This window comes from Kurthia sp. Dielmo, from assembly GCF_000307285.2.
Classification (GTDB): domain Bacteria; phylum Bacillota; class Bacilli; order Bacillales_A; family Planococcaceae; genus Kurthia; species Kurthia populi.
On sequence record NZ_HE578958.1, the window covers coordinates 254,993 to 275,441 of the forward strand.

Genomic DNA, 20,449 nt, shown 5'->3' on the forward strand with positions numbered 1-20,449 from the left:
AAATCCCCAAAGCCTCTTTTTTTGATTAGTGATCTACGGAATCACTTACGTTTAAGCCAGTTGTTGCATTGACTTTAACTTCAGCGTATTTACGAGCATTTGCTTTTTCACCAATCATTGAACCAATCCAACCTGCTAGGAAGCCAAGTGGCACCGAGATGATTGCTGGGTTCGTTAGTGGGAATAGTGGGTCGCCGACGAAGATGGCTTTACCAGCTTCAGGTGCCCATACGTTCGGGCTCATTGCTACTAATACAAGCGCAGAGATTAAACCGAATAACATTGCTGACATCGCACCAGTTGTATTGAACTTTTTGTAGTAGATTGTGTAGATAATTACTGGTAAGTTCGCAGATGCTGCGATACAGAATGCAAGTGATACTAAGAATGCTACGTTTAATGTTTGAGAGAATAAAGCTAAGACGATTGAGAATACTGATACACCAACTGATGCCCAGCGAGCCGCAACCATTTGTTGTTTCTCCGTAATATTACCTTTTTTAATAACTTGGCCGTAAATATCATGTGCGAATGCAGAAGCACCTGATAATACAAGACCTGCTACTACCGCTAAGATTGTAGCGAAGGCTACTGCTGAGATGAATGACATTAAGATGTCGCCACCTAAAGCTTGTGCTAATAACGGCGCAGCCATGTTACCTGCAGGGTTTGCAGCTAAGATTTTTTCAGAGCCAACGAATGCCGCAGCACCGAAGCCTAAGAAGATTGTTAGGATGTAGAATAAACCTACGATCCAAGTTGCCCAGTTGATTGAGGAACGAGCTGTTTTTGCATCTTTTACAGTGAAGAAACGCATTAAGATATGTGGTAAACCAGCTGTACCAAGTACTAATGCAATCATCATTGACATTGTATCAATACCATTTGTATACTTCAGGCCAGCTTGTAAGTAGGCACCACCATTACCATTTGTTTCAGAAACCGTTGCAAACATTTCTAAAATGTTGAAGTTGAATTTTGCTAAAACTAACACGGAGATAATAACTGTACCAATCATTAGTAATACGGCTTTGATGATTTGAACCCAACTTGTTGCGCCCATACCGCCCCATAATACGTAGATTGTCATCATAATACCTACTAAAATAACTGCATATTTGTAGTCGATTCCTAATAATAATTGGATTAATGCACCGGCACCTACAAGCTGTGCAATCATGTAGAATAATACGATTACGATTGAGCTAACAGCTGCTGTTGCGCGGATTTTCTTTTGATTAAAACGTGCAGTAATCATATCTGCTAATGTGAATTTACCAAGGTTACGTAATGGCTCAGCCACGATGTAAAGTACTACTAAGTATGCTACTAAGTATCCTAAGCTATAGAAGAAACCATCGAAACCGAATAAGGCGATAGCACCTGCGATCCCTAAGAATGAAGCGGCAGATAGGTAGTCACCTGCGATAGCGATACCATTTTGCCAGCCAGTTAAGCCGCCGCCTGCTGTATAGAAGTCAGCTGCTGAATTGTTTTTCTTTGAAGCTAAGTATGTCACAAAAAGTGTTAAACCTACGATTGCGACGAAGAAAGAAATCCCGATAATACTCATTTATATCCACCAGCCTTTGCCTTATCATTGATAGCCTCTGCATCTTTATCAAATGAAGCGGCTTTTTTTACATAGATAATAGTGAATGTCCATACCATGATGAAGATAGCTAGTGAATAAATCCAAATCCATGTAACCTCTCCAATTGCTTTTCCGTCTAATACGCCAGTGAATGATGATAATAATGGCAGTGTAAAATAAATAACGAAGAATAAAATACTCATCGGTACGATGAAGCCAAGTTTACGTTTTGAAAGCGTTTTAAATTCTGAGCTTTCAGAAATATTAACATACTCTTGTTCCGTGAAACTTGTTTGCCCCGTTGCCGCCTGTTTGTTTTCTTGTTCTTCTTTTAGAAGTTGACGGTCTAAATTTTGTTCCATAAGGTTGCCCCCCTTTTTTTGTGTGGTTGTGAAGGATTTGTGACGTCCTCTTGATGTAATAATATTTGAAAGTATACCAAAAAGCAACATTTTTTATCGAAAAAAATAAAATTTTCTACTTTATGATAATTAAAATCTACAAAAAACGCATTTTTCAACTATGAAAAGCACTGTCATTATAGTGTTTTGATGCAAAAATATTATCATTTTCTGTAAAAGTAAATTGCTGAAAAAGTAAAAAAATTAAAGTCATAATGAGTATAATGGCATAAAAATTGCGCGAGGAGCACAGTCATTAGCTGGGTGCTTTTTAAACGGAATATTATGAAAAAAATCATGAGTTTCTATATTAATAGGGAATAACACTTATTATTTGTAAAAATTTTTTCTGTTTAATAAAATTTCGTGTATGATAAAATTTGAAATGAATAGGGGGATTAAGTTGATTTCGGATAAAGATTTATTAAGCATTGAAGTGGCAACAATGTATTATGAATATGATAAAACTCAGCAAGAAATTGCAAAAGAATTAAATATTTCTCGGCCAACTATTTCTAAACTTTTAAAATATGCAAAAGAACAGCAGTTTATTCAAATTACGATAAAAAAACCAGTAGAGGCGATTCATTCACTTGAAACAAGGTTAAAAGAAATATTCGGGCTGAAGGATGTGCGCGTAGCATACACGAATCATTCGATGACGAATACAGAGCATTTATTAACGGCACTTGGAAAAGAAGCAAGTTTTTATTTGAATGAGGTAGTAGAAGATGGTATGCGTATTGGTATTAGTTGGGGAGAAACGTTATATCATATGGCAAAAGAGCTGCAACCAAAAGACATTCAAGGCATTGAAATTGTGCAACTTAAAGGTGGTATGAATTTAATTCATGCTGATACTCATGATCAAAAAATTATGATGGATTTTGTGAAAAACTTTCACGCAAAAGGTCAATATGTCCCATTACCAATTATATTTGGCTCCGAAAAAACGAAGCATGCCATGATGGAGGAGCGCCAAATTAAATACATTAGTGATAAGATGGCAAATGTAGATATTGCATTGTACACGATCGGAAATGTATCGAAGAATTCATTGCTATATAAAACGAATGCCATCACAGAAGAAGAATATGCTTATTTGGAAAAACATGCGATTTGTGATATTTGCTCACGCTTTATTGATGAAAAAGGTGAAATTGTGCTAGAAGAGCTAGATTCTCGGACATTTGGTATTTCATTAAAACAGTTGAAAAATAGTACAATGAGTATTTTAATTGCGAATGGTGAAGCGAAACTAGAAGGGATTTATACTGCTCTCAAACAAGGAATTCCCAATGTTTTAATTACAGATAGTATGACAGCGATGAAGTTATTAGAATATTAGCAATTGGCACAAATGTAAAATAAATATTTTACATTTGTGCTTTTTTATGTTAAATTTTGAATAAAATTAAAAGAAAAGGGGATTTTACAATGAACAAAAGTAAATATATTGATCACACATTATTAAAAGCAGACGCAACACAGTCAATGATTGAAAAATTAGCACAAGAGGCAAAGAAACATGATTTCGCTTCAGTATGTGTTAATCCGTATTGGGTGCCATTATGTGCAAAATTATTAGCAGGCACAGATGTAAAAGTTTGTACAGTTATTGGATTCCCACTAGGTGCTAATACAACAGCAACGAAAGTTTTTGAAACACAAAATGCGATTGAAAATGGTGCAACAGAAGTAGATATGGTTATCAATATTGGTGAACTGAAAAACAATAACTTGGATGTTGTACAACAAGACATTGAAGCAGTCGTAAATGCGGCAAAAGGTAAAGCGCTTACAAAAGTAATTATCGAAACAGCATTATTAACAAAAGAAGAAATTATTGCGGTATCAAAACTTGTAACAAATGCAAAAGCAGAGTTTATTAAAACATCTACAGGTTTCTCAACAGCAGGCGCAACGGCTGAAAATGTCAAGCTAATGGCTGATAGTACTGGAACGGAGGTAGCGGTAAAAGCTTCAGGTGGCGTTCGTACACAAGAAGATTTTGAAGTAATGGTTTCAGCAGGTGCAACACGTGTTGGTGCAAGTAATGGTGTCGCTTTAATGTAAGAAATTGCTTTTATAATAAAGGGGTGGAATGCAATGAGCACAGTTAAAACAAAGGCTGAACATACAGTTAAACCAAATCCGTTTAATCTAATTAAAATGAAATCGAATCAACTAGATGATGGGTATTTAGATAAAACACCAATCTTTCAATTCATTTTACTTTCTATTTTATTCCCGCTCTGGGGTGCAGCGGCGAGTTTAAATGATATTTTAATTACACAGTTCAAACATATTTTTACGCTAAGTGATTTTGCAAGCGCATTCGTACAGAGTGCATTCTACGCTGGTTATTTCATCGTAGCGATTCCAGCATCGTTAGTTATTAAGAAAACATCGTATAAGGTCGCCATCTTAATTGGTTTGATTTGTTATATTATCGGATGTTCATTATTTTTCCCAGCGTCACATCTCGCTACATATTCAGTATTCTTAGTTGCATTATTTGCTATCGCGGTTGGTTTAAGTTTCCTTGAAACATCTGCTAACACATATAGTTCACTAATTGGTCCAAAAAAATATTCAACATTGCGCTTAAATATTAGCCAAACATTTTATCCACTAGGCTCTATTTTAGGAATTGTATTAGGGAAGTATTTAGTTTTTGGTAATGGTCCAACGTTAGAGGAGCAAATGAGGGGCATGAGTGAGGCAGAGCAAACTATTTTTGCCGCCGAAATGCTTCAAAAAACATTACTACCTTACAAATTTTTAGTAATGATTTTAGTTGTTGCGTTAATTATTTTCTTAATTACCGAGTTCCCGAAAAGTAAGCCAGTAAAAGCCGCAATCGAAAATGCTAAAATTACAGAAACTTTAAAATATTTAGCGTCTAATAAAGAATTTTTAAAAGGGCTTGTGGCACAGTTCTTCTATGTAGGGATGCAAACAGCGGTATGGTCATTCACAATTCGACTAGCGATGCATCTAGATCCAACAATTAATGAACGTAGTGCTTCAACCTTTATGATTTATAGCTTTGTGGCCTTCTTTATTGGGAAATTTGCTGCGAATTTAATTATGAGTAAGATTTCGCCAACGAAAGTGCTGATTGGCTTCTCTATTTTGGGGACGTTAACTGCACTGTATGTTACATTCGTCCACAATGAATCGGCGATTTATATGGCGATTTTATTAAGTGGTTTATTCGGTCCATGTTGGGCAACAATTTACTCTAAAACATTAGATGTTGTGAAAGACAAACGCCATACGGAAACTGCTGGGGCTATTATCGTAATGACAATTATTGGTGGTGCATTTGTTCCACTTGCACAAGGATTGATTTCAGATATGTCAGGCTCACTACAATTTTCATTCATTACAGCGGCAATTTGCTTCTTAGTCGTGCTTGTATATTCAATCGATCAACTACGCCATAAAAATGTATAACCTATGTATAGAAGGGATTTGTTTAGATGTTTACGTATTATTTGAAAAAAGAGGATTTTTCATCTAATAAGAAAACCATTCTAGAAAATGAACATTTTAAAGTAGAAACTTTTAAATATTCATCTGGAATTGAAGCAGTTAACTTAATCAATTCAAAAGGGTTTACAACGATTTTACCTTTCTATGGTCAAATTATTTGGGATGTCGTGTTTGATGATGTATCCCTTACGATGGACCATATGTTTAAGGAGCCTAAATTAGGCAGTGAAATTGTTGACACATATGGCTGTTTCGCCTTTCATTCAGGACTTTTAGCGAATGGCTGTCCGGGAGAGGAAGATACACATCCATTACATGGAGAGTTTCCATGTTCACAGATGGAGATGAGTTATCTACGTTTTTCAGAGGAAAAAATTACGTTGTTTAGTGAATTCGAATATGTAAAAGGATTTGGTCACCATTATCAAGCAGTGCCAAATGTGACAATGTATAAAGATGCCACACAGTTACAAATTTCTTTAGAAGTTCAAAATTTATCAAATTATCAACCGATGCCACTTCAATATATGTGTCACATGAATTATGCTTATATAGATAATGCACAAATGTCACAAAATATTCCAAACGAGGCCTTTCGTTTACGCACGTCGATTCCAGGGCATGTAAATCCAACAGCAGAGTGGACAGCGTATATGAAAGAGCTTGAGCAGTCGGGAGAAATGATTGGGCAATTAGAGCGTCCGGATATGTATGACCCTGAAATTTGTTTCTTCGGTGAAAATTTAAACAACTATATAGAACAAGCAGAGTTTGAAATGGAAAAAGACAATCAACAATTTTTCATTCGCTTCAATACAGCTGAATTCCCGTACACAACAAGATGGTTATTGCATAACGCCGATCAAAAAGTTGCAGCTTTTGCATTACCTGCAACTTGCTTACCAGAGGGCTATAGCGCGGCACAAAAAGCGGGTTCACTTATTCAGTTAGCACCGCATGAAAAACGATCATTTACTGTCATAACTGGCATGAAATAATCACAGATTGGAGAAGTTAAAATGGATATTGCAGTAGTAGGCTCAAACATGGTGGATTTAATCACGTATTTAGAACGTATGCCTGAAGAGGGCGAAACATTAGAAGCGCCTGAATTTGAAATGGGCTGTGGTGGTAAGGGTGCGAATCAAGCAGTCGCAGCAGCTCGCCTAGGTTCAGATGTTTTAATGGTTACAAAAGTAGGAAATGATTTATTCGGTCAAAATACCATTGAAAACTTCAAGAAAAACGGTATTCGCACAGAAGCCGTTGAGGTTGGCACAAAAACGAGTGGTGTTGCACCTATTTTTGTTGATCCACATGCGAAAAATCGTATTTTAATCATTCAAGGTGCCAATAGTGAGTTAACACCGAATGTAGTAGAAGGCTATAAGGAAAAATTAAAAGAAGCGAAGTTAATCATTTTACAATTAGAAATTCCGCTTGAAACGATTTATAAAACGATCGATATCGCGAATGCATTCGATATTCCGGTTCTGTTAAACCCAGCACCAGCGAATCCAGCGCTTGATATTAATTATGTAACGAAGTGCACGTATTTTGCGCCAAATGAATCAGAGTTAGGTATTTTAACGAATATGCCGGTTGCGACACTTGAGGAAATTAAAGAAGCAGCACAAACGTTAATCGATCAAGGCGTTCAAAATCTAATCGTTACATTAGGAGACAAAGGGGTGCTATGGATGACAGCGACACAGAGCCACGTAATTGAGGGCGAAAAAATCCAAGCCGTCGATACAACAGGTGCTGGGGATTCATTCATTGGTTGCTTTGCGCATTATATTACAAAAGGGACTTCAATAGAAGAAGCACTGAAAAAGGCAAACTTCTATGCGGCACAGGCCGTACAAAAACGTGGGACACAATTATCATACCCAACAAAAGAAGCGTTTCTACATTATTAAGCACAAAAAAGAGGATGCCCCTATTAGCATCCTCTTTTTATGCTGTACGATTTTTCATCGTTCCCCAAATGATGCTCGTCATAAAAAAGAGTAACGAAATGACGGTAATCACAATCATAATCGAAATATAAAAAGCATTAAAATGCGCAACGTAGATCAAAATATGATTGGATAGCGATAGATGAAAAAACTGCGATACGATATTTAATAGTAGTAATAAAACGGTAATGGCAACAATGCCACTTGTTGCACTCTCTAAATCCGGTTTGCTTAGCCGAATATGGACGGCAATCGAGCAAGCTAATACGATGAAAACGTAGAATTGCCAGCTTAACGCATTGTGGACATTAAAAAGCGCAACAAGGAATGTCCAACTTAGTTGCAAAATTTGCTCAAATGTATGAAGGCTCCAGGTTGTTGAAATCATACCAATATGAGTAGAGATTGCATGATAGGCGTCAGGCAGTAAAAAATAAAGCAATAGAAAAATGACTACAGGTCCTGAAAATAGAGGACCAACGCCAACGAAAAATTTTCCGATGCGCTGATACATGCTTCCTGGATTATACGAAAAATTAACGTAGCCAAGTGTGCCACTATTATTCGGTTTTTGATACCAAATGACTTCCTCTACTTGATAGCGGAAAATTTTACACATAATAAAATGCCCAAATTCATGGACAGGTGTACCGATAAAAGACATAAAGTTAAAAAGCTTACTACCATATGTATAATGAGCCAATGATTGTTCACCGAGCCATTTTAATAAAAAGCCGAAGAAAAATATAACTCCTAGTAGTTGAAATAATTGCGAGGCAGTAATTGTAATAATACTGATAATCCCTTCCATGCGGCACCCCTTCTAGCTGTCCAATATAGTTCTATTTTACGCTGAAATTAGGTTGTTGTTAAGTTTTAATGACTACATTCGGCGTAAAAAAAGACGGACATTCAACTATTTGGCGAAGGTGACTCGTGTTCGTCAAAATATTTAATGAGATGCATAACATCCGTTTCCTCTATAAACCCCATTTTTTCATAGAGCTTTTGGGCATTGTCATTTTCTGTACCGGTCTCTAGGGCGACAAAGCGTGCATTATGCGCCTTCGCATACGTATAGCAGGCTTCAATTAATTGTGTGGCAGCACCATGCTTTCGCGCTTCTTTCGCTACATATAAATCATTTAAAATATAAGCGCGTTTTAGGCTGATGGTCGAAAAAATCGGATAGAGCTGCACAAAACCAACCGCTTCCTCACCGAGCCAGGCTAAAAAGACAACCGACTCATCTTGCTTTAAGCGCTCCTTCACGAACCAGCGGGCAAGTGATAAATCAGCTGGCTGATGAAAGGCTACGCGGTACGCATTTAATAAGCGAGCCGCTTGTTCGACCGATTCAGTTGTTAATTGACTAATTTTCAAAAAATTCACTCCTTTTTCGCATTATAGCGTAATTTTTGAAACGTTTCAAAAGCTCATTCGTATAATAAGAAACAGCGATTATGTAGGAGGAAAAAATAATGATTTTTAGCAAGGCATTAGCGAGTTTTGGGGTAGGTGCTGCGACAGTTGATACTGTATTAGACCATGACACGTATACAGCGGGTGATTTAGTACAGGGTGACATTCATATTAAAGGTGGCAATGTGGAGCAACGTATTGATGCCATTTATTTATCCCTTCATATTAATTTTACGAATAAATCAGGTGATAAAGAATATGAGGATACCGCAACGATATTTCAGAAAAAAATAACGGAGCCTTTCAGTATTCAAGCAGGCGAGGAAAAATCATTACCATTTTCATTTAATTTACCATATGATGCCCCCGCAACAGTTGGCCGTACACGTGCTTGGTTAAATACGGGACTAGATATTAAGCATGCCGTTGATCCAAGTGATAAGGATGCAGTAGCGATTCGTCCAACACGTCTAGCGGGTGCGGTCATTGATGCAGTGAAAAATTTAGGATTCCGCCTACGTGAGGTAGAATGTGAAAAGGCTGGATTACGTATGAATACACGTCATTCTTTCGTGCAGGAATATGAATTTGTGCCAACAACTGGGCCCTTCCGCGGCTATTTAGATGAATTAGAAGTCGTGTTTGTGAATCAAACATCGCATAAAGTAGAAGTATTATTCCAAGTTGACCGCAAGGCACGTGGATTTACGAGCTTTTTATCGGAAGCATTTGATGTGGATGAATCGTATGTGGGGCTCACATTTACAGAGCAGGATTTACCTACATTACAAGAGGATTTACGTCGATTAATTCAAGATTATTTATAATAAAAAGAGGCTTTGGCATAGGAACTGACCCGCGAAAGTGAGACAAAGAAAAAAGACACATTCTTTCAGCTGAATTTGACGGACGCTTTCCTGGGGCATGGCGGAAGCCTCCTCGCTCGCAAGCTCACTGCGGGGTCTTCCACTCATGCTATTCCCCTAGGAGTCGCCGTCAAATTCTTGTTTCGCCACCTTTTTCCGGTACTGAACTGGAGAAAGGTGGTTTAACTTTGCCAAAATTCGCGTATGATTATCGTAGTTGATGTATGATTGAACGGTTTGAACGACAAGGTCATTTGTTGTTCTCAAAAGCCTTTCAAGATAAAACGTTTCGCATTTTAAACTGGCGTGGAACGTTTCAATGATGGTGTTATCAGCGGGCGTGCCTTTACGGAACATGCTCATGATAACGCCGTTTTCTTTGACCGTTTGCTGGTATTCATGCGAAGTATATACCGATTCTTGATCACTAGGAAGTACACAACCTGGTGGTAGATCTTGTAGCTTAACGTATCCAATGTGGACGTGGTGTCTCGTTTATCATGAATCGTATACGCAATAATTTCTCGATTAAATACATCCATAATAATTGAAAGATAGAATAGTTTATCCCCAAAAGGTAAGTAGGTCACATCGGTTACGAGCTTTTGAAGTGGGCGCTTCGCTGTGAAATCTCTGTTCAATAAGTTTTTTGCTCATCAAAAAACACCTCCAAAGATTGTATACCCTTGAAAGTGTCTTTTTCTTTTTATGTTGTCTCAGATTTTTAGGTCAGTTCGAGAATCCAAGCCTCTTTGTTATTTTTTCGATGAAGTGACTAATAAATCATACATGTCATTTACTTGTGCATTGTCTAATGATGCGGAAGTTTTTTTGTCATCTTTTGAAATGATGGCAGTAGCTGTTGCCTCATCAAACCATACATAATACATGACTGGCTTTATGTCAAAATCTGCACTGTCCTCTGCTACATCGTAAAAGCGATAATTCGGAATCGTTCTAGGTGGCGCTTCGTTTGACCACGTTAATTCTTTAACGAATTTTTTACCTTCTTTTATTTGTTGCTGGTCCTTCACTGTCATGAATTTAATGTAGTCCTCTTGAACCGTATCATAACGCTCGACGACAACATTGACATTCATATTTTTCGGTTGCTGCGCGCAGCCGCTTATTAATAGAAGAACAAAGGAAAGCAATAAAATGTATTTTTTCATTCATATCACCACCATTTATTAAATTATACAATTATCATTAACTACGATTAAACAATTGTAAAATTGTACGAATACCACCTAGAAATGGTTTTTCAGGGGGAATGATATGTTCTTTAGGCTCGATTGTGCCAGTGATAATATCGCCTTGTATTGGAAGTAGATTGTTTTTAAAGCGAATGCGTAAAGATTTCGCTTTATTTAAATCCATCGAATTCATCACTTGAAAATGAACATGCGGCGCGGTCGTATCGCCAGAGTTTCCACTATACGCTATTAATTCGCCAAGCTGTACGGAATCTCCTTTTTTCACATGAATCGAATTTTGCTGTAAATGGGCGAGCAAACTATACTCACTATGCCCATGCTTCAAAATAATATAGTTACCAAACGTGCTTAGTTCATTACGTTCTCCAGGTGGTTGGTCACTAATGTTATCCTCGATAGCCACTACCTTGCCGGCTGCTGGGGCATAAATTTCTTCATTAAAGGCATAATAATCTTCACACATATTGCCAATATTCTCAAAATAACGCTTATTTTTGACCCGTTTTAAATCAATGGCATAGCGCTGACTAGAGAAAGGATAATGATAATTAATGAGTTCATTCATTCCGCCCTGAGCGACCTGCCATTCACCGCGCACAGGTAACTCAAACTGCGTTGTAGAAAAGCATTGATCGGCCTCAGGAAATCTCAAATAAGGCTTCATCGTTAAAAAATGAATATAGCCCTTTGAGTCAAAAATGGCACAAATCGCATTGCTGCGTTTTTCATCAAGCCACACCATTTTTTTTAGCGGTGGCAGTGAAATCGTATAATGTAATGTATATGTATCGTGTTGAATTTTTTGTGCAATGGCCGTAAATTGATCAAATGAATAGGTCGCACGATACTCGGGTATCGTCGCATTGTAAATGGCGCGAAAAGCACCGTCATTAATAGATGAAATAAGCTGTTGTGGTTGCATCGTTGTCACTCCTTAAGTGAACAGACTATTACCTATTAATACGGTTTAGTGCGATAAAAAGTTTCACATTCCTTAAAAAAATACAAAAACATCGTATGCAGTGAAAAAATAGAACTGGTATAATCCGACGGTTTCTAATTATAAGAGCTATTCATCAAACAATACACATCCAAGCCTACGTACTGCTTCTGGTATATCTTTCATGTCGATATACGCAAAACCAATAATAATGAAGCGATTTTCGCGAATAAGTGGATATGGATTTAATGAAAAACGCTTTAATGTATACACTTCTACATTATGCTTCGCCGCCTGCTGCTCAATCTCATCATAGCTACGCGCGCTTTTTGCCTCAATTAAAAAATGAAGCCCAGCAGGAACATCTGAAATGATGATTTGGTCGCCGAGCTGCTTCGTTAACTCCGCGACTAAGCAGCTTCGCACTTCTTCAAAATGCTTTGTCATTTTACGGAGATGCTTTTCATACTGACCACTTTCAATAAATTCATTTAATGTATAGAGTACCAATGTATTGACCGCCTGAATTTCAAGTGGAAACATCTCGCGGTAGCTCTCAAGTAATTTTACTGGTAACACCATATAGCTCACGCGAATACCAGGAAGCAGCGTTTTTGAGAAGGTGCCCATATAAATGACCTTATGATTGTAGTCCATGCTTTGAAGGGATGGCACATGATTCGTCTCATATTTAAATTCACTATCATAATCGTCCTCGATAATATAGCGGTCCTCCTGTCGCGAAGCCCAGTTGAGCAATTCGACACGTCTAGAAATTGGCATAATGGTTCCGGTTGGAAACTGATGCGACGGGGTAGCAATCACGAGCTGGGCATCAAGCTGCTCGAGATGATGGACATCGATACCCGCATCATCGAGTGGAACAAGATGCGCCTGAATATGGTGACGTTTTAATAATTGATAGTAGCGCGCATAGCCGGGGTTTTCTACCGCAAACGATGGATTCTCCGGCAAAATCCGAATAAGGCGCTCCAATAAACCTTGGCTCGTCGCATGGACGACAATTTGTTCCGGCTCACATTTGACACCACGCGTTGCATAAATAAGCTCGGCAATATTTTTTCGTAGCACATAGGGGCCCTGTGTATGTGCCATTTCGCCAAGCTCTTCGATATAGCGATCATATACCTTCGCCTCACAGCTCAACCATTTACGCATCGGGAAAAGTCGTGCGTTACTATTCATATGAGAGAGGGACAGCCAAGTTTTAGGTGGCTCTGGCTGCTCACGTAAATGAGCCGGAAAAGTGGTTGCGACATTTGGGTTAATATCAAACTGCTCGATTTCTTCAATAAAATAACCGACGCGCTCAATCGTATAAATATAGCCCTCGGCAAGTAATTGCTCATAAGCATTTGCAATGGAATTTGTACTAACATCGAGCATCTGAGCGAGCTCACGCTTTGGTGGAAGCTTTGTATTGGCACGTAATTCATTATTTAAAATCAGCTGTTTAATTTGACGATAAATTTCTTGATAAAGGAAGCGGCCTTTTTGTGTTCTGTCTAATTGAATCAACATACTGTTCACCCCTGGTACCTTTTTTTGAAATCTTGGTGCTTTTTATTGTACCAAAATCCTTCATAATAGGAAAAAAAGAAACAAGGGAGGACTTAACAATGCTTACGACAAACCTTACTGATGAATTAAATGACAAACGCCAAAAATACGTGGTGAAAGGTGTTAGTAACGGCTGTACAGCAATTGCAAAAGAAGCAAAGGGTGCCACAATTATCGATGTAGAGGGCAATGAATGGATCGATTTTGCAGCTGCTATTGGTACGCTTAATGTTGGCCATAGCCATCCTAAGGTAGTATCAGCAGTACAAGCACAAGTAGAGAAGTTTTTACACCCAGGCTTCAACGTGATTATGTACGATTCTTATATGAAGCTTGCTGAAAAACTTGTGGAAATCACACCGGGAACACATGAAAAACAAGTGATTTTATTAAACTCAGGTGCTGAAGCGGTTGAAAATGCTGTGAAAATCGCACGTAAATATACAGGCAAACAAGCAGTAGTCGCATTTACAAATGGCTACCACGGGCGTACAAATTTAACAATGGGTATGACATCAAAAGTGAAGCCGTATAAGCTTGGTTTTGGTCCTTTCGCGCCGGAAATTTATAAAGCACCGTTTCCATACACATATCGCAAACCAGATAGCCTAACAGACGAAGAGTATGTGGATTACATTATTGAGCAATTCCACGATTTCTTCATCTCAACAATCGCACCAGAAATGGTCGCTTGTGTTGTAATGGAGCCTGTACAAGGTGAGGGTGGCTTTATCGTACCGCCGAAGAAATTCGTTCAAGCGGTTGCGAAATTCTGTCAGGATAATGATATTGTGTTCGTAGCAGATGAAATTCAAACAGGCTTCAGCCGTACAGGTACCGTATTTGCGATTGAACAATTTGATGTTGTACCGGATTTAATGACGGTGTCTAAATCAATGGCAGCAGGTCTTCCATTAAGTGGCGTTGTTGGACGTAAAGAAATAATGGAAGTATCAGATGTTGGGGAATTAGGTGGCACATATTCTGGTAGCCCAGTTGCATGTGAAGCGGCATTAGCGGTTATTGATATTGTAGAAGAAGAAAACTTAAATTCAAAAGCAGAAGCAATCGGCCAAAAAATTGAGGCGAAGCTTGAAACATACCGTACGCAATATGACTTCATCGGTGATATTCGTCGTCTTGGCGCAATGGTGGCGGTAGAGCTTGTGAAAGATGGCAAGGTGCCGAATAAAGAAGCGGTAGGACGCATTACAAAGTATGCGAATGAAAATGGCTTATTACTATTATCAGCTGGTATTAAAGGCAATGTTATTCGTTTCTTAACACCACTTGTGATTACAGATCAAGAGCTTGAAAAAGGCTTTGCGATTTTAGATAAAGCATTTGCAGAAGGAGTGTAGGCCATGGGTGTTGTACATGTAAGTAATCCAGCGACGGGTGAAATTATTCATTCACTTCAAACGAGCACAAAAGAGGAAGTAACCGCAAAAGTGGACAAGGCGCAGCTTGCATTTCCTTCATGGAAGGCATTAACTGCGTATGATCGTTCGAAATTATTGATAGCTTGGGCTGCAATGATTCGTGAAAATCGTCAGGAGCTAGGTGAATTAATTACGCTTGAAAACGGTAAGCCACTTGCAGAGGCACTTGGTGAGGTGGATTATGCGGTGAGCTATATTGATTGGTATGCGGAGGAAGCGAAGCGTATTTATGGTCGCACGATTCCGACACATGTACCAAATAAGCGCTTATCTGTGACACGTCAGCCAATCGGTGTCGTTGCGGCGATTACCCCATGGAATTTCCCAGCGGCGATGATGACACGTAAAGCAGCACCAGCACTTGCGGCGGGCTGTACATTTATCGTGAAGCCGGCAGAGGAAACACCCCTTACGACGATTCGTCTGATTGAGCTTGCGCATCGTGCAGGGATTCCTGAGGATGCGGTGCAGTATGTGCTAGCGGATGCGCCAATGGTCGGTGAAATTTTCACATCGCATAAGGCGGTGCGTAAAATTACATTTACAGGCAGTACGGCTGTCGGTAAATTATTATTATCACAGTGCGCGCAAACAGTGAAGCATGCGACGATGGAGCTTGGTGGTCATGCACCGATTATCGTGGCAGAGGATGCAAATATTGCAGTAGCGGTGGAGCAGACGATTATTGCAAAATATCGTAATGCAGGGCAAACTTGTGTGTCGCCAAACCGTCTTATTGTACATGAAAATATCGCAGATGCATTTACAGATGCGCTTGTTGCAAAGGTAAAGGAGCTGAAGGTAGGTAATGGCATGGAAGCGGATGTCAATGTCGGCCCGGTCATTAACCGTAAAGGCTTTGATAAAATCCAGGACCAAATCCAGGATGCCTTATCAAAAGGCGCGGATGCAGCAGTAGGTGGTGGCTATAACGTCGATGAAGAGCAAGGGTTCTACTTCGTTGAGCCAACTGTACTGACGAATGTCTCAGCAGATGCAAAAATTATGACAGAAGAAACATTTGGTCCTGTGATTCCGATTGTGACGTTCAAGGAACTAGATGAGGCAATTGCTATTGCAAATGACTCATTATACGGACTAGCAACATACTTCTTTACAGAAAGCTATAAGACAGGTACGTATTTAAGCGAAAACTTAGATTACGGTATCGTTGGCTGGAATGATGGCATTATTTCAGCCGCACATGCTCCGTTCGGTGGTATGAAGGAATCGGGCATGGGTCGCGAAGGCGGCACAGAGGGAATCGAGCCATATTTAGAAACGAAATATGTGTCGATGTCTTTATAACAACGTTTGCCCCCTAAGCAGCGTGTGTGAAAAAGAGCTATGCGAGTATTCGCGTGGCTCTTTTTGTCGTTAAAAAAACAGCTGAACGCGTCAGCTGCTACGAATCGAAATCAAATTAAGGCATTAATACTTCTGCAAATTGCTGTGTCACGGTTTTATCTGGATTAATGGTAATCAATAAATCACCGCTGCGTGGATGTACAATACTCGTTTGGTATTTATTTGACTGTGCATCTGCATGCCAGCCGATATGATAGATCTCATGTGCATCATCATCGTATGTAAGAGCAATTTTCGCAATATCACATGTTTGTTGGATACGATCAAACGGTAAAATCTGTTCACCTTCTGCTAGCTGGTGGACATAGGATTCAAAACGATTGGCATTATGGTAAAGAAAGACGCTGACATTTTGAACGATTTGTTCGTCCTGATGCTGTTCGATATGATCAAAGTGCATCATACGGAAATCATCCGCATCAAAATGAAGACGCTCACCATTTTTTAAAATAAAATCAAAGGCTGTAATCTGTTTCATGAAATTCCACTCTTTCGTTGTTAGTTGATGCTAACAGCATATCATAAATCGGGAAATTTACTAGAGTCCTCATTTGTTTGGAACGAGAAAAATAAAGCAGTTAGAAAATCGTCATTTGATCAGGAAGCGTCTTTTAGCTACGACATAATTGAAAATATGTGCCAAACAAGGGCAAATTGCATACGTAAAGAAAGAAGGGTATTAACCATCGTGCATATGCTGTCAACGAAAATTTTTATTTACTACTTCTAGCGCAAATAAAGACTATTTTTTAAGGAATGAAAAGGGCGTATATTAGCCGCTAGAGCCCGAAAATCAACCCATTTTCGTGAATTTCGGGCTGTTTTTGATTATGTACTGCTCAAAAAAGCGTGTGTGCTGTCATTTATTCAAGTAATAAAAAAATGCGACATAAAGATCCAAAACTGAACGAGCGCTGTGTGGAAAATGCCCCTCGGAGCGCCGAAATGAACCCAAAATACGGCAAAACGGGTTAGAAACGGGCTGTTTTTTAATGAAGTGGTTAACAAAGCATCACAATTATCGCCATATAAATCGTATTTATTTGTGATAATGATTAAACGAAGCAAATGCTTATTAATCCAACAAGCCAAATGACATGCAGTTGGCGCATATTCAGAAATATGTCGTAGCCAAAACACGCTTCTTGAGGTGATTGGTGATTTAGATTTAATGATTTGTGATGCCCAAATAAAATTTGTCGTCTTACAATAAATCTTAATGCCTTCAATCAAATAGTGTTTTCAAATGATATATGGTATTGTGGTTGGAATTGGAAAATAAAGGAGAGCTTCATATGTTAAAAAAATCGATGGTTTTCTTAGCGCTAAGCTCTTTATTTGTACTGTCAGCGTGTAGTGATGATGCCACAAATGCTTATGTTGTGAAAGTGAGTGATATTGTGGAATTACATGGTGAAATCGACAATAGGGAACGTTTTGAACAATTTTTTGAACATGAACAACAGGGGGAAGACGGTACGATTAGAATTGTGCGCTATACGATATAGAGTAATCCTATTTTATATAATTATCCGTTTGAAAATAACAAAATCCAGGTGACGATTGATAATAAATAGGATAGCTACGGCGAAGCGGATGAGTTAATTAATAAAATGACAAGCAAGCCTCGTTTAGTCGTTGTTACGACAATGGAAGGAAATCAAGTGATTGGTTATAAGATGGGCTATGAACTCGATACTTATACATTTTATAGCTGGCTAGGCGGCGTGAAAATAAAGTATCGAAAATATGGTATTGCTTCTAAGCTAATGGAAATCCAGCATCAGTATGTAAGGGAACAGGGCTGTCATGTTGTCCAAACGAAAACAATGAATAAATGGCGGAATATGCTAATTTTAAATATTAAAAGTGGATTTGATGTGATGAGCACATATACAGATAAAAATGGGCTACATAAAATAGTGCTTGAAAAAAAGTTGCTGTGATAAGTTGTTTTATTCGAAAAATGTGTATTTAAAGTAAGAATTGTACTGAAATATTGGGGTATTCCTTCTATCATTGATTTGTTAAGGTATAATTTAACATAATCATAATCATAATCATAATTAGAAAGAGGTCGTCATTAGATGGAAGAAAAGAAATCGGGTAATAAAACGAAAATCGCATTTTATGTGTTTGTAGCTCTAGGTGTAGGTATATGGGTGCTTAAATATTTAGATGCGGTATAGCTAAGCGAATTATTAAAATACATAAAGAAAGGATAGCTAAAGGAATTTCTCCGTTCAGCTATCCTTTTTATATCGCTTAATATCAGCTTCTTCGGCTCGCATAAAAGCGCTAGAAACGGATGGTATATTCTTCTTTTAAAATCGAATAGTACGCACTATCTGCAAGTGTGCCACGAATCATTTCACTTTTACGCAGTATCCCTTCTTGTGTCATACCTAAGCGGCGTAATACATTTCCGGACATCGGATTATTGACGTCATGGGCAGCATGGACGCGCTCTAGCTCTAAAATTGTAAATGCTAAATGAAGTAAGGTATTCCCGGCTTCTGTCATATAGCCATTTCCCCAGAAACGGCGATTTAAGGTGAAGCCTAAATCCCCACTCTTATTCCAGTCATCTACCCGAAACTCAATAGCACCAATCATCTTACCAGACTCTTTTAAAACGAGTGCATATTTGCCGATAGGTTCTTTCATAAAATAGTTGCCAATCATTTTTTTCTGTTTGTTGCAGCTCCGTATGCGGCTCATACAAAAAGCGTGTCGTTTCTTCGTCTGACGTATAGTCAAACATATCCACTGCATCATGCATCGTAACGGGGCGTAGAAATAAACGCTCACTTTCCATGCAGGCATGCTTTGCCATTAAAAATTGATAATTACTCAAAGTACTTCCTCTAACTTTCTTTTCGTATTTTCACTTTCATAGCATAACACAGAATAACCTTTAACTATATATTTAGCCATTTTTAGGTAAAATAAAAAGGCGCACGAAGGCACCTTTTTTTTACTTGTCTAGGCTTGCGACAAATTGGCTTAACATCGCATGTAATGCTTTTGCCTGCTCTGTATCTAAAGAAGACTTTTCAAACACATCTTCACCGATACAGCCAAGTTCCTCTCGTAATGTGAATCCCTCATCTGTAAGTGAAACGAGTAAATTTCGTTCATCCTCTTTTGAACGCGCGCGTGTTACATAGCCATGTGTTTCTAAGCGTTTTAGCAGTGGTGTAAGTGTCCCCGAATCTAAAAAGAGTTTACTGCCAAGCTCTTTAATTGTCATTGGCTCCTCATGGGATAAGGCGAGCATTGTGATATAGCCTGTATACGTTAAATCATACTGTTTCAGGCGAGCAGTATAGTCTTTAATAATTTCCTTTGATGATACATACAATAAAAAACAAAGCTGATTATCTAAACTTGCATTCATCGTAAAACCTCCAGTCCACTCTATTTTAGAAAGAAGCTAATTACTTGTCAAACACAATTAAATTGTGTACAATCTAATTGTTCGTAACTAAAAGGAGTGTGTAAAGAAATGAAAGAAATTTATTCAACGAAAATGTTAAATGTTGGTGGCCGCAGTGGTGAATCGATTGCTGATGATAAATCATTTAAAGTGAAGATTGCGCCTCCAGGTTCAAACGTAGCAGATGCGACAAATCCAGAGCAATTATTTGCTGCAGGGTATAGTGCCTGCTTCAATAGCGCGCTTGATTTGATTAAGCGTCAAAAAGGGATTAAAGAAAAATCATCAATTACAGCGACTGTACGCTTATTTGAAAAAGCACCATTTGATTTTATTTTAGCAGTGGAGATTGTCGGACATATTGATGGTCTGCCACGTGAACAAACGCAGGAGCTTTTAGAATTAACGCATACAGTATGCCCTTACTCAAAAGCAACTGCTGGTAATATTGATGTAACAATTAAAGCCGTTTAAATTATATAAAAAACCGCCCTTCTAGTTGCTAGATGGGCGGTTTTTTAATACGAGCCAACCAATAAAAATGGTCATCAAGCTATTAAAGCCAATAGTGATAACGGGAAGAATTGTTGGAATTACGGTGTGCATAACTTCTGGAAGATCAATAGCGCGCTGCCATGACAGGCTCACGATGCATGCCACAATGAGGACCTGTATCGAAATACCGCCAAGACGATAAAAGCGATTTTTAACTAATAA

24 protein-coding genes are annotated in these 20,449 nt (G+C 38.5%); 11 read left to right on the forward strand and 13 right to left on the reverse strand.

The genetic code is table 11. The features are described 5' to 3' along the window. Positions 1 to 25: 25 nt before the first annotated feature. Positions 26 to 1,573, reverse strand: coding sequence for a solute symporter family protein (locus tag KTHG_RS09860; protein WP_139993203.1), 1,548 nt, complete (start codon positions 1,571 to 1,573; stop codon positions 26 to 28). Then, positions 1,570 to 1,956 (reverse strand): DUF485 domain-containing protein, encoded by a 387-nt coding sequence (locus tag KTHG_RS09865; protein ID WP_126989712.1) that lies wholly within the window; start codon positions 1,954 to 1,956, stop codon positions 1,570 to 1,572. Before KTHG_RS09865 ends, KTHG_RS09860 begins: the two co-directional genes overlap by 4 nt. A 442-nt stretch (positions 1,957 to 2,398) precedes the next feature. Between KTHG_RS09865 and KTHG_RS09870 the strand changes: the two genes are divergently transcribed. From KTHG_RS09870 to rbsK, 5 genes are all read left to right on the forward strand, one after another. Then, positions 2,399 to 3,343, forward strand: a complete 945-nt coding sequence (locus KTHG_RS09870) for a sugar-binding transcriptional regulator (protein WP_186439552.1) — start codon at positions 2,399 to 2,401, stop codon at positions 3,341 to 3,343. 89 nt (positions 3,344 to 3,432) lie between these two features. Further along, the gene (gene deoC / locus KTHG_RS09875; protein ID WP_139993207.1) at positions 3,433 to 4,071 is read left to right on the forward strand and encodes a deoxyribose-phosphate aldolase; all 639 of its coding nucleotides are present in this window, start codon (positions 3,433 to 3,435) and stop codon (positions 4,069 to 4,071) included. 33 nt (positions 4,072 to 4,104) lie between these two features. Next, positions 4,105 to 5,457, forward strand: coding sequence for an L-fucose:H+ symporter permease (gene fucP, locus KTHG_RS09880; protein WP_139993209.1), 1,353 nt, complete (start codon positions 4,105 to 4,107; stop codon positions 5,455 to 5,457). Positions 5,458 to 5,483: 26 nt separating this feature from the next. Then, a complete protein-coding gene (locus tag KTHG_RS09885; RefSeq protein ID WP_139993211.1) occupies positions 5,484 to 6,494 on the forward strand; it encodes an aldose 1-epimerase family protein in 1,011 nt (336 codons plus the stop codon). Between the two features lie 21 nt (positions 6,495 to 6,515). Beyond that, entirely contained in the window at positions 6,516 to 7,418 is a 903-nt protein-coding gene (gene rbsK / locus KTHG_RS09890; RefSeq protein ID WP_139993213.1) for a ribokinase, read from the forward strand. A 37-nt stretch (positions 7,419 to 7,455) separates the two neighbouring features. Here the strand turns inward: rbsK and KTHG_RS09895 are convergent, their stop codons facing one another. Both KTHG_RS09895 and KTHG_RS09900 read right to left on the reverse strand, forming a co-directional pair. Further along, on the reverse strand, positions 7,456 to 8,268 hold the full coding sequence (locus KTHG_RS09895; RefSeq protein WP_139993215.1) for a hypothetical protein: 813 nt from the start codon (positions 8,266 to 8,268) through the stop codon (positions 7,456 to 7,458). A gap of 101 nt (positions 8,269 to 8,369) precedes the next feature. Further along, positions 8,370 to 8,840, reverse strand: a complete 471-nt coding sequence (locus KTHG_RS09900) for a GNAT family N-acetyltransferase (RefSeq protein ID WP_139993217.1) — start codon at positions 8,838 to 8,840, stop codon at positions 8,370 to 8,372. Positions 8,841 to 8,938: 98 nt separating this feature from the next. Here KTHG_RS09900 and KTHG_RS09905 point away from each other — a divergent pair, with 98 nt between their 5' ends. Beyond that, positions 8,939 to 9,706 carry a sporulation protein gene (locus tag KTHG_RS09905; protein WP_370362757.1) on the forward strand — a complete coding sequence of 256 codons (768 nt, stop codon included), beginning with the start codon at positions 8,939 to 8,941 and terminating at the stop codon, positions 9,704 to 9,706. Between the two features lie 156 nt (positions 9,707 to 9,862). On the opposite strand, the gene KTHG_RS22125 is transcribed toward KTHG_RS09905, so the two are convergent. The 5 genes from KTHG_RS22125 to gabR form a co-directional block, all read right to left on the reverse strand. Then, positions 9,863 to 10,108: an IS3 family transposase gene (locus KTHG_RS22125; protein ID WP_370362758.1), complete on the reverse strand. Its 246-nt coding sequence runs from the start codon at positions 10,106 to 10,108 to the stop codon at positions 9,863 to 9,865. Then, entirely contained in the window at positions 10,105 to 10,386 is a 282-nt protein-coding gene (locus KTHG_RS22130; RefSeq protein WP_139993221.1) for a DDE-type integrase/transposase/recombinase, read from the reverse strand. The genes KTHG_RS22125 and KTHG_RS22130 overlap by 4 nt, the downstream gene beginning before the upstream one ends. A 114-nt stretch (positions 10,387 to 10,500) precedes the next feature. Further along, positions 10,501 to 10,917: a hypothetical protein gene (locus tag KTHG_RS09920; protein WP_139993223.1), complete on the reverse strand. Its 417-nt coding sequence runs from the start codon at positions 10,915 to 10,917 to the stop codon at positions 10,501 to 10,503. Positions 10,918 to 10,954: 37 nt separating this feature from the next. After that, a complete protein-coding gene (locus KTHG_RS09925; RefSeq protein ID WP_139993225.1) occupies positions 10,955 to 11,884 on the reverse strand; it encodes a M23 family metallopeptidase in 930 nt (309 codons plus the stop codon). A gap of 147 nt (positions 11,885 to 12,031) precedes the next feature. After that, positions 12,032 to 13,444 (reverse strand): MocR-like transcriptional regulator GabR, encoded by a 1,413-nt coding sequence (gene gabR, locus KTHG_RS09930; RefSeq protein ID WP_139993227.1) that lies wholly within the window; start codon positions 13,442 to 13,444, stop codon positions 12,032 to 12,034. A gap of 98 nt (positions 13,445 to 13,542) precedes the next feature. Here gabR and gabT point away from each other — a divergent pair, with 98 nt between their 5' ends. Both gabT and KTHG_RS09940 read left to right on the forward strand, forming a co-directional pair. Beyond that, positions 13,543 to 14,844 carry a 4-aminobutyrate--2-oxoglutarate transaminase gene (gene gabT / locus KTHG_RS09935; RefSeq protein WP_126989721.1) on the forward strand — a complete coding sequence of 434 codons (1,302 nt, stop codon included), beginning with the start codon at positions 13,543 to 13,545 and terminating at the stop codon, positions 14,842 to 14,844. A gap of 3 nt (positions 14,845 to 14,847) precedes the next feature. Beyond that, a complete protein-coding gene (locus KTHG_RS09940) occupies positions 14,848 to 16,233 on the forward strand; it encodes an NAD-dependent succinate-semialdehyde dehydrogenase (RefSeq protein WP_139993229.1) in 1,386 nt (461 codons plus the stop codon). Between the two features lie 115 nt (positions 16,234 to 16,348). Here the strand turns inward: KTHG_RS09940 and KTHG_RS09945 are convergent, their stop codons facing one another. Further along, complete coding sequence (locus KTHG_RS09945; protein ID WP_126989723.1) at positions 16,349 to 16,771, reverse strand: hypothetical protein; 423 nt, start codon at positions 16,769 to 16,771, stop codon at positions 16,349 to 16,351. 817 nt (positions 16,772 to 17,588) lie between these two features. Here KTHG_RS09945 and KTHG_RS09950 point away from each other — a divergent pair. Both KTHG_RS09950 and KTHG_RS09955 read left to right on the forward strand, forming a co-directional pair. Then, positions 17,589 to 17,801 carry a DUF4362 domain-containing protein gene (locus KTHG_RS09950; protein ID WP_186439554.1) on the forward strand — a complete coding sequence of 71 codons (213 nt, stop codon included), beginning with the start codon at positions 17,589 to 17,591 and terminating at the stop codon, positions 17,799 to 17,801. A 105-nt stretch (positions 17,802 to 17,906) separates the two neighbouring features. Continuing rightward, positions 17,907 to 18,239 (forward strand): GNAT family N-acetyltransferase, encoded by a 333-nt coding sequence (locus KTHG_RS09955; protein WP_139993233.1) that lies wholly within the window; start codon positions 17,907 to 17,909, stop codon positions 18,237 to 18,239. Between the two features lie 352 nt (positions 18,240 to 18,591). On the opposite strand, the gene KTHG_RS09960 is transcribed toward KTHG_RS09955, so the two are convergent. Beyond that, positions 18,592 to 18,978 carry a GNAT family N-acetyltransferase gene (locus KTHG_RS09960; protein ID WP_255512425.1) on the reverse strand — a complete coding sequence of 129 codons (387 nt, stop codon included), beginning with the start codon at positions 18,976 to 18,978 and terminating at the stop codon, positions 18,592 to 18,594. Positions 18,979 to 19,270: 292 nt separating this feature from the next. After that, entirely contained in the window at positions 19,271 to 19,693 is a 423-nt protein-coding gene (locus KTHG_RS09965; protein ID WP_126989726.1) for a MarR family winged helix-turn-helix transcriptional regulator, read from the reverse strand. A gap of 108 nt (positions 19,694 to 19,801) precedes the next feature. On the opposite strand from KTHG_RS09965, the gene KTHG_RS09970 reads away from it, so the two are divergent. Further along, a complete protein-coding gene (locus tag KTHG_RS09970) occupies positions 19,802 to 20,206 on the forward strand; it encodes an Ohr family peroxiredoxin (RefSeq protein ID WP_126989727.1) in 405 nt (134 codons plus the stop codon). A gap of 21 nt (positions 20,207 to 20,227) precedes the next feature. Here the strand turns inward: KTHG_RS09970 and KTHG_RS21215 are convergent. Beyond that, the coding region (locus KTHG_RS21215) for a hypothetical protein (protein ID WP_186439555.1) at positions 20,228 to 20,449 on the reverse strand (222 nt) is incomplete at its 5' end.

Bases quoted from the DNA above. Each gene is read 5' to 3' on its own strand.
- KTHG_RS09865 (WP_126989712.1), bottom strand. From the start codon at position 1,956: ATGGAACAAAATTTAGACCGTCAACTTCTAAAAGAAGAACAAGAAAAC.
- KTHG_RS09920 (WP_139993223.1), bottom strand. From the start codon at position 10,917: ATGAAAAAATACATTTTATTGCTTTCCTTTGTTCTTCTATTAATAAGC.
- KTHG_RS09860 (WP_139993203.1), bottom strand. From the start codon at position 1,573: ATGAGTATTATCGGGATTTCTTTCTTCGTCGCAATCGTAGGTTTAACA.
- KTHG_RS09970 (WP_126989727.1), top strand. From the start codon at position 19,802: ATGAAAGAAATTTATTCAACGAAAATGTTAAATGTTGGTGGCCGCAGT.
- deoC (WP_139993207.1), top strand. From the start codon at position 3,433: ATGAACAAAAGTAAATATATTGATCACACATTATTAAAAGCAGACGCA.
- rbsK (WP_139993213.1), top strand. From the start codon at position 6,516: ATGGATATTGCAGTAGTAGGCTCAAACATGGTGGATTTAATCACGTAT.
- KTHG_RS09950 (WP_186439554.1), top strand. From the start codon at position 17,589: ATGTTAAAAAAATCGATGGTTTTCTTAGCGCTAAGCTCTTTATTTGTA.
- KTHG_RS09955 (WP_139993233.1), top strand. From the start codon at position 17,907: ATGACAAGCAAGCCTCGTTTAGTCGTTGTTACGACAATGGAAGGAAAT.
- KTHG_RS09965 (WP_126989726.1), bottom strand. From the start codon at position 19,693: ATGAATGCAAGTTTAGATAATCAGCTTTGTTTTTTATTGTATGTATCA.
- KTHG_RS22125 (WP_370362758.1), bottom strand. From the start codon at position 10,108: ATGAGCATGTTCCGTAAAGGCACGCCCGCTGATAACACCATCATTGAA.
- KTHG_RS09940 (WP_139993229.1), top strand. From the start codon at position 14,848: ATGGGTGTTGTACATGTAAGTAATCCAGCGACGGGTGAAATTATTCAT.
- KTHG_RS09945 (WP_126989723.1), bottom strand. From the start codon at position 16,771: ATGAAACAGATTACAGCCTTTGATTTTATTTTAAAAAATGGTGAGCGT.
- KTHG_RS09905 (WP_370362757.1), top strand. From the start codon at position 8,939: ATGATTTTTAGCAAGGCATTAGCGAGTTTTGGGGTAGGTGCTGCGACA.
- gabT (WP_126989721.1), top strand. From the start codon at position 13,543: ATGCTTACGACAAACCTTACTGATGAATTAAATGACAAACGCCAAAAA.
- fucP (WP_139993209.1), top strand. From the start codon at position 4,105: ATGAGCACAGTTAAAACAAAGGCTGAACATACAGTTAAACCAAATCCG.
- KTHG_RS09960 (WP_255512425.1), bottom strand. From the start codon at position 18,978: ATGATTGGCAACTATTTTATGAAAGAACCTATCGGCAAATATGCACTC.
- KTHG_RS09895 (WP_139993215.1), bottom strand. From the start codon at position 8,268: ATGGAAGGGATTATCAGTATTATTACAATTACTGCCTCGCAATTATTT.
- KTHG_RS09885 (WP_139993211.1), top strand. From the start codon at position 5,484: ATGTTTACGTATTATTTGAAAAAAGAGGATTTTTCATCTAATAAGAAA.
- gabR (WP_139993227.1), bottom strand. From the start codon at position 13,444: ATGTTGATTCAATTAGACAGAACACAAAAAGGCCGCTTCCTTTATCAA.
- KTHG_RS09925 (WP_139993225.1), bottom strand. From the start codon at position 11,884: ATGCAACCACAACAGCTTATTTCATCTATTAATGACGGTGCTTTTCGC.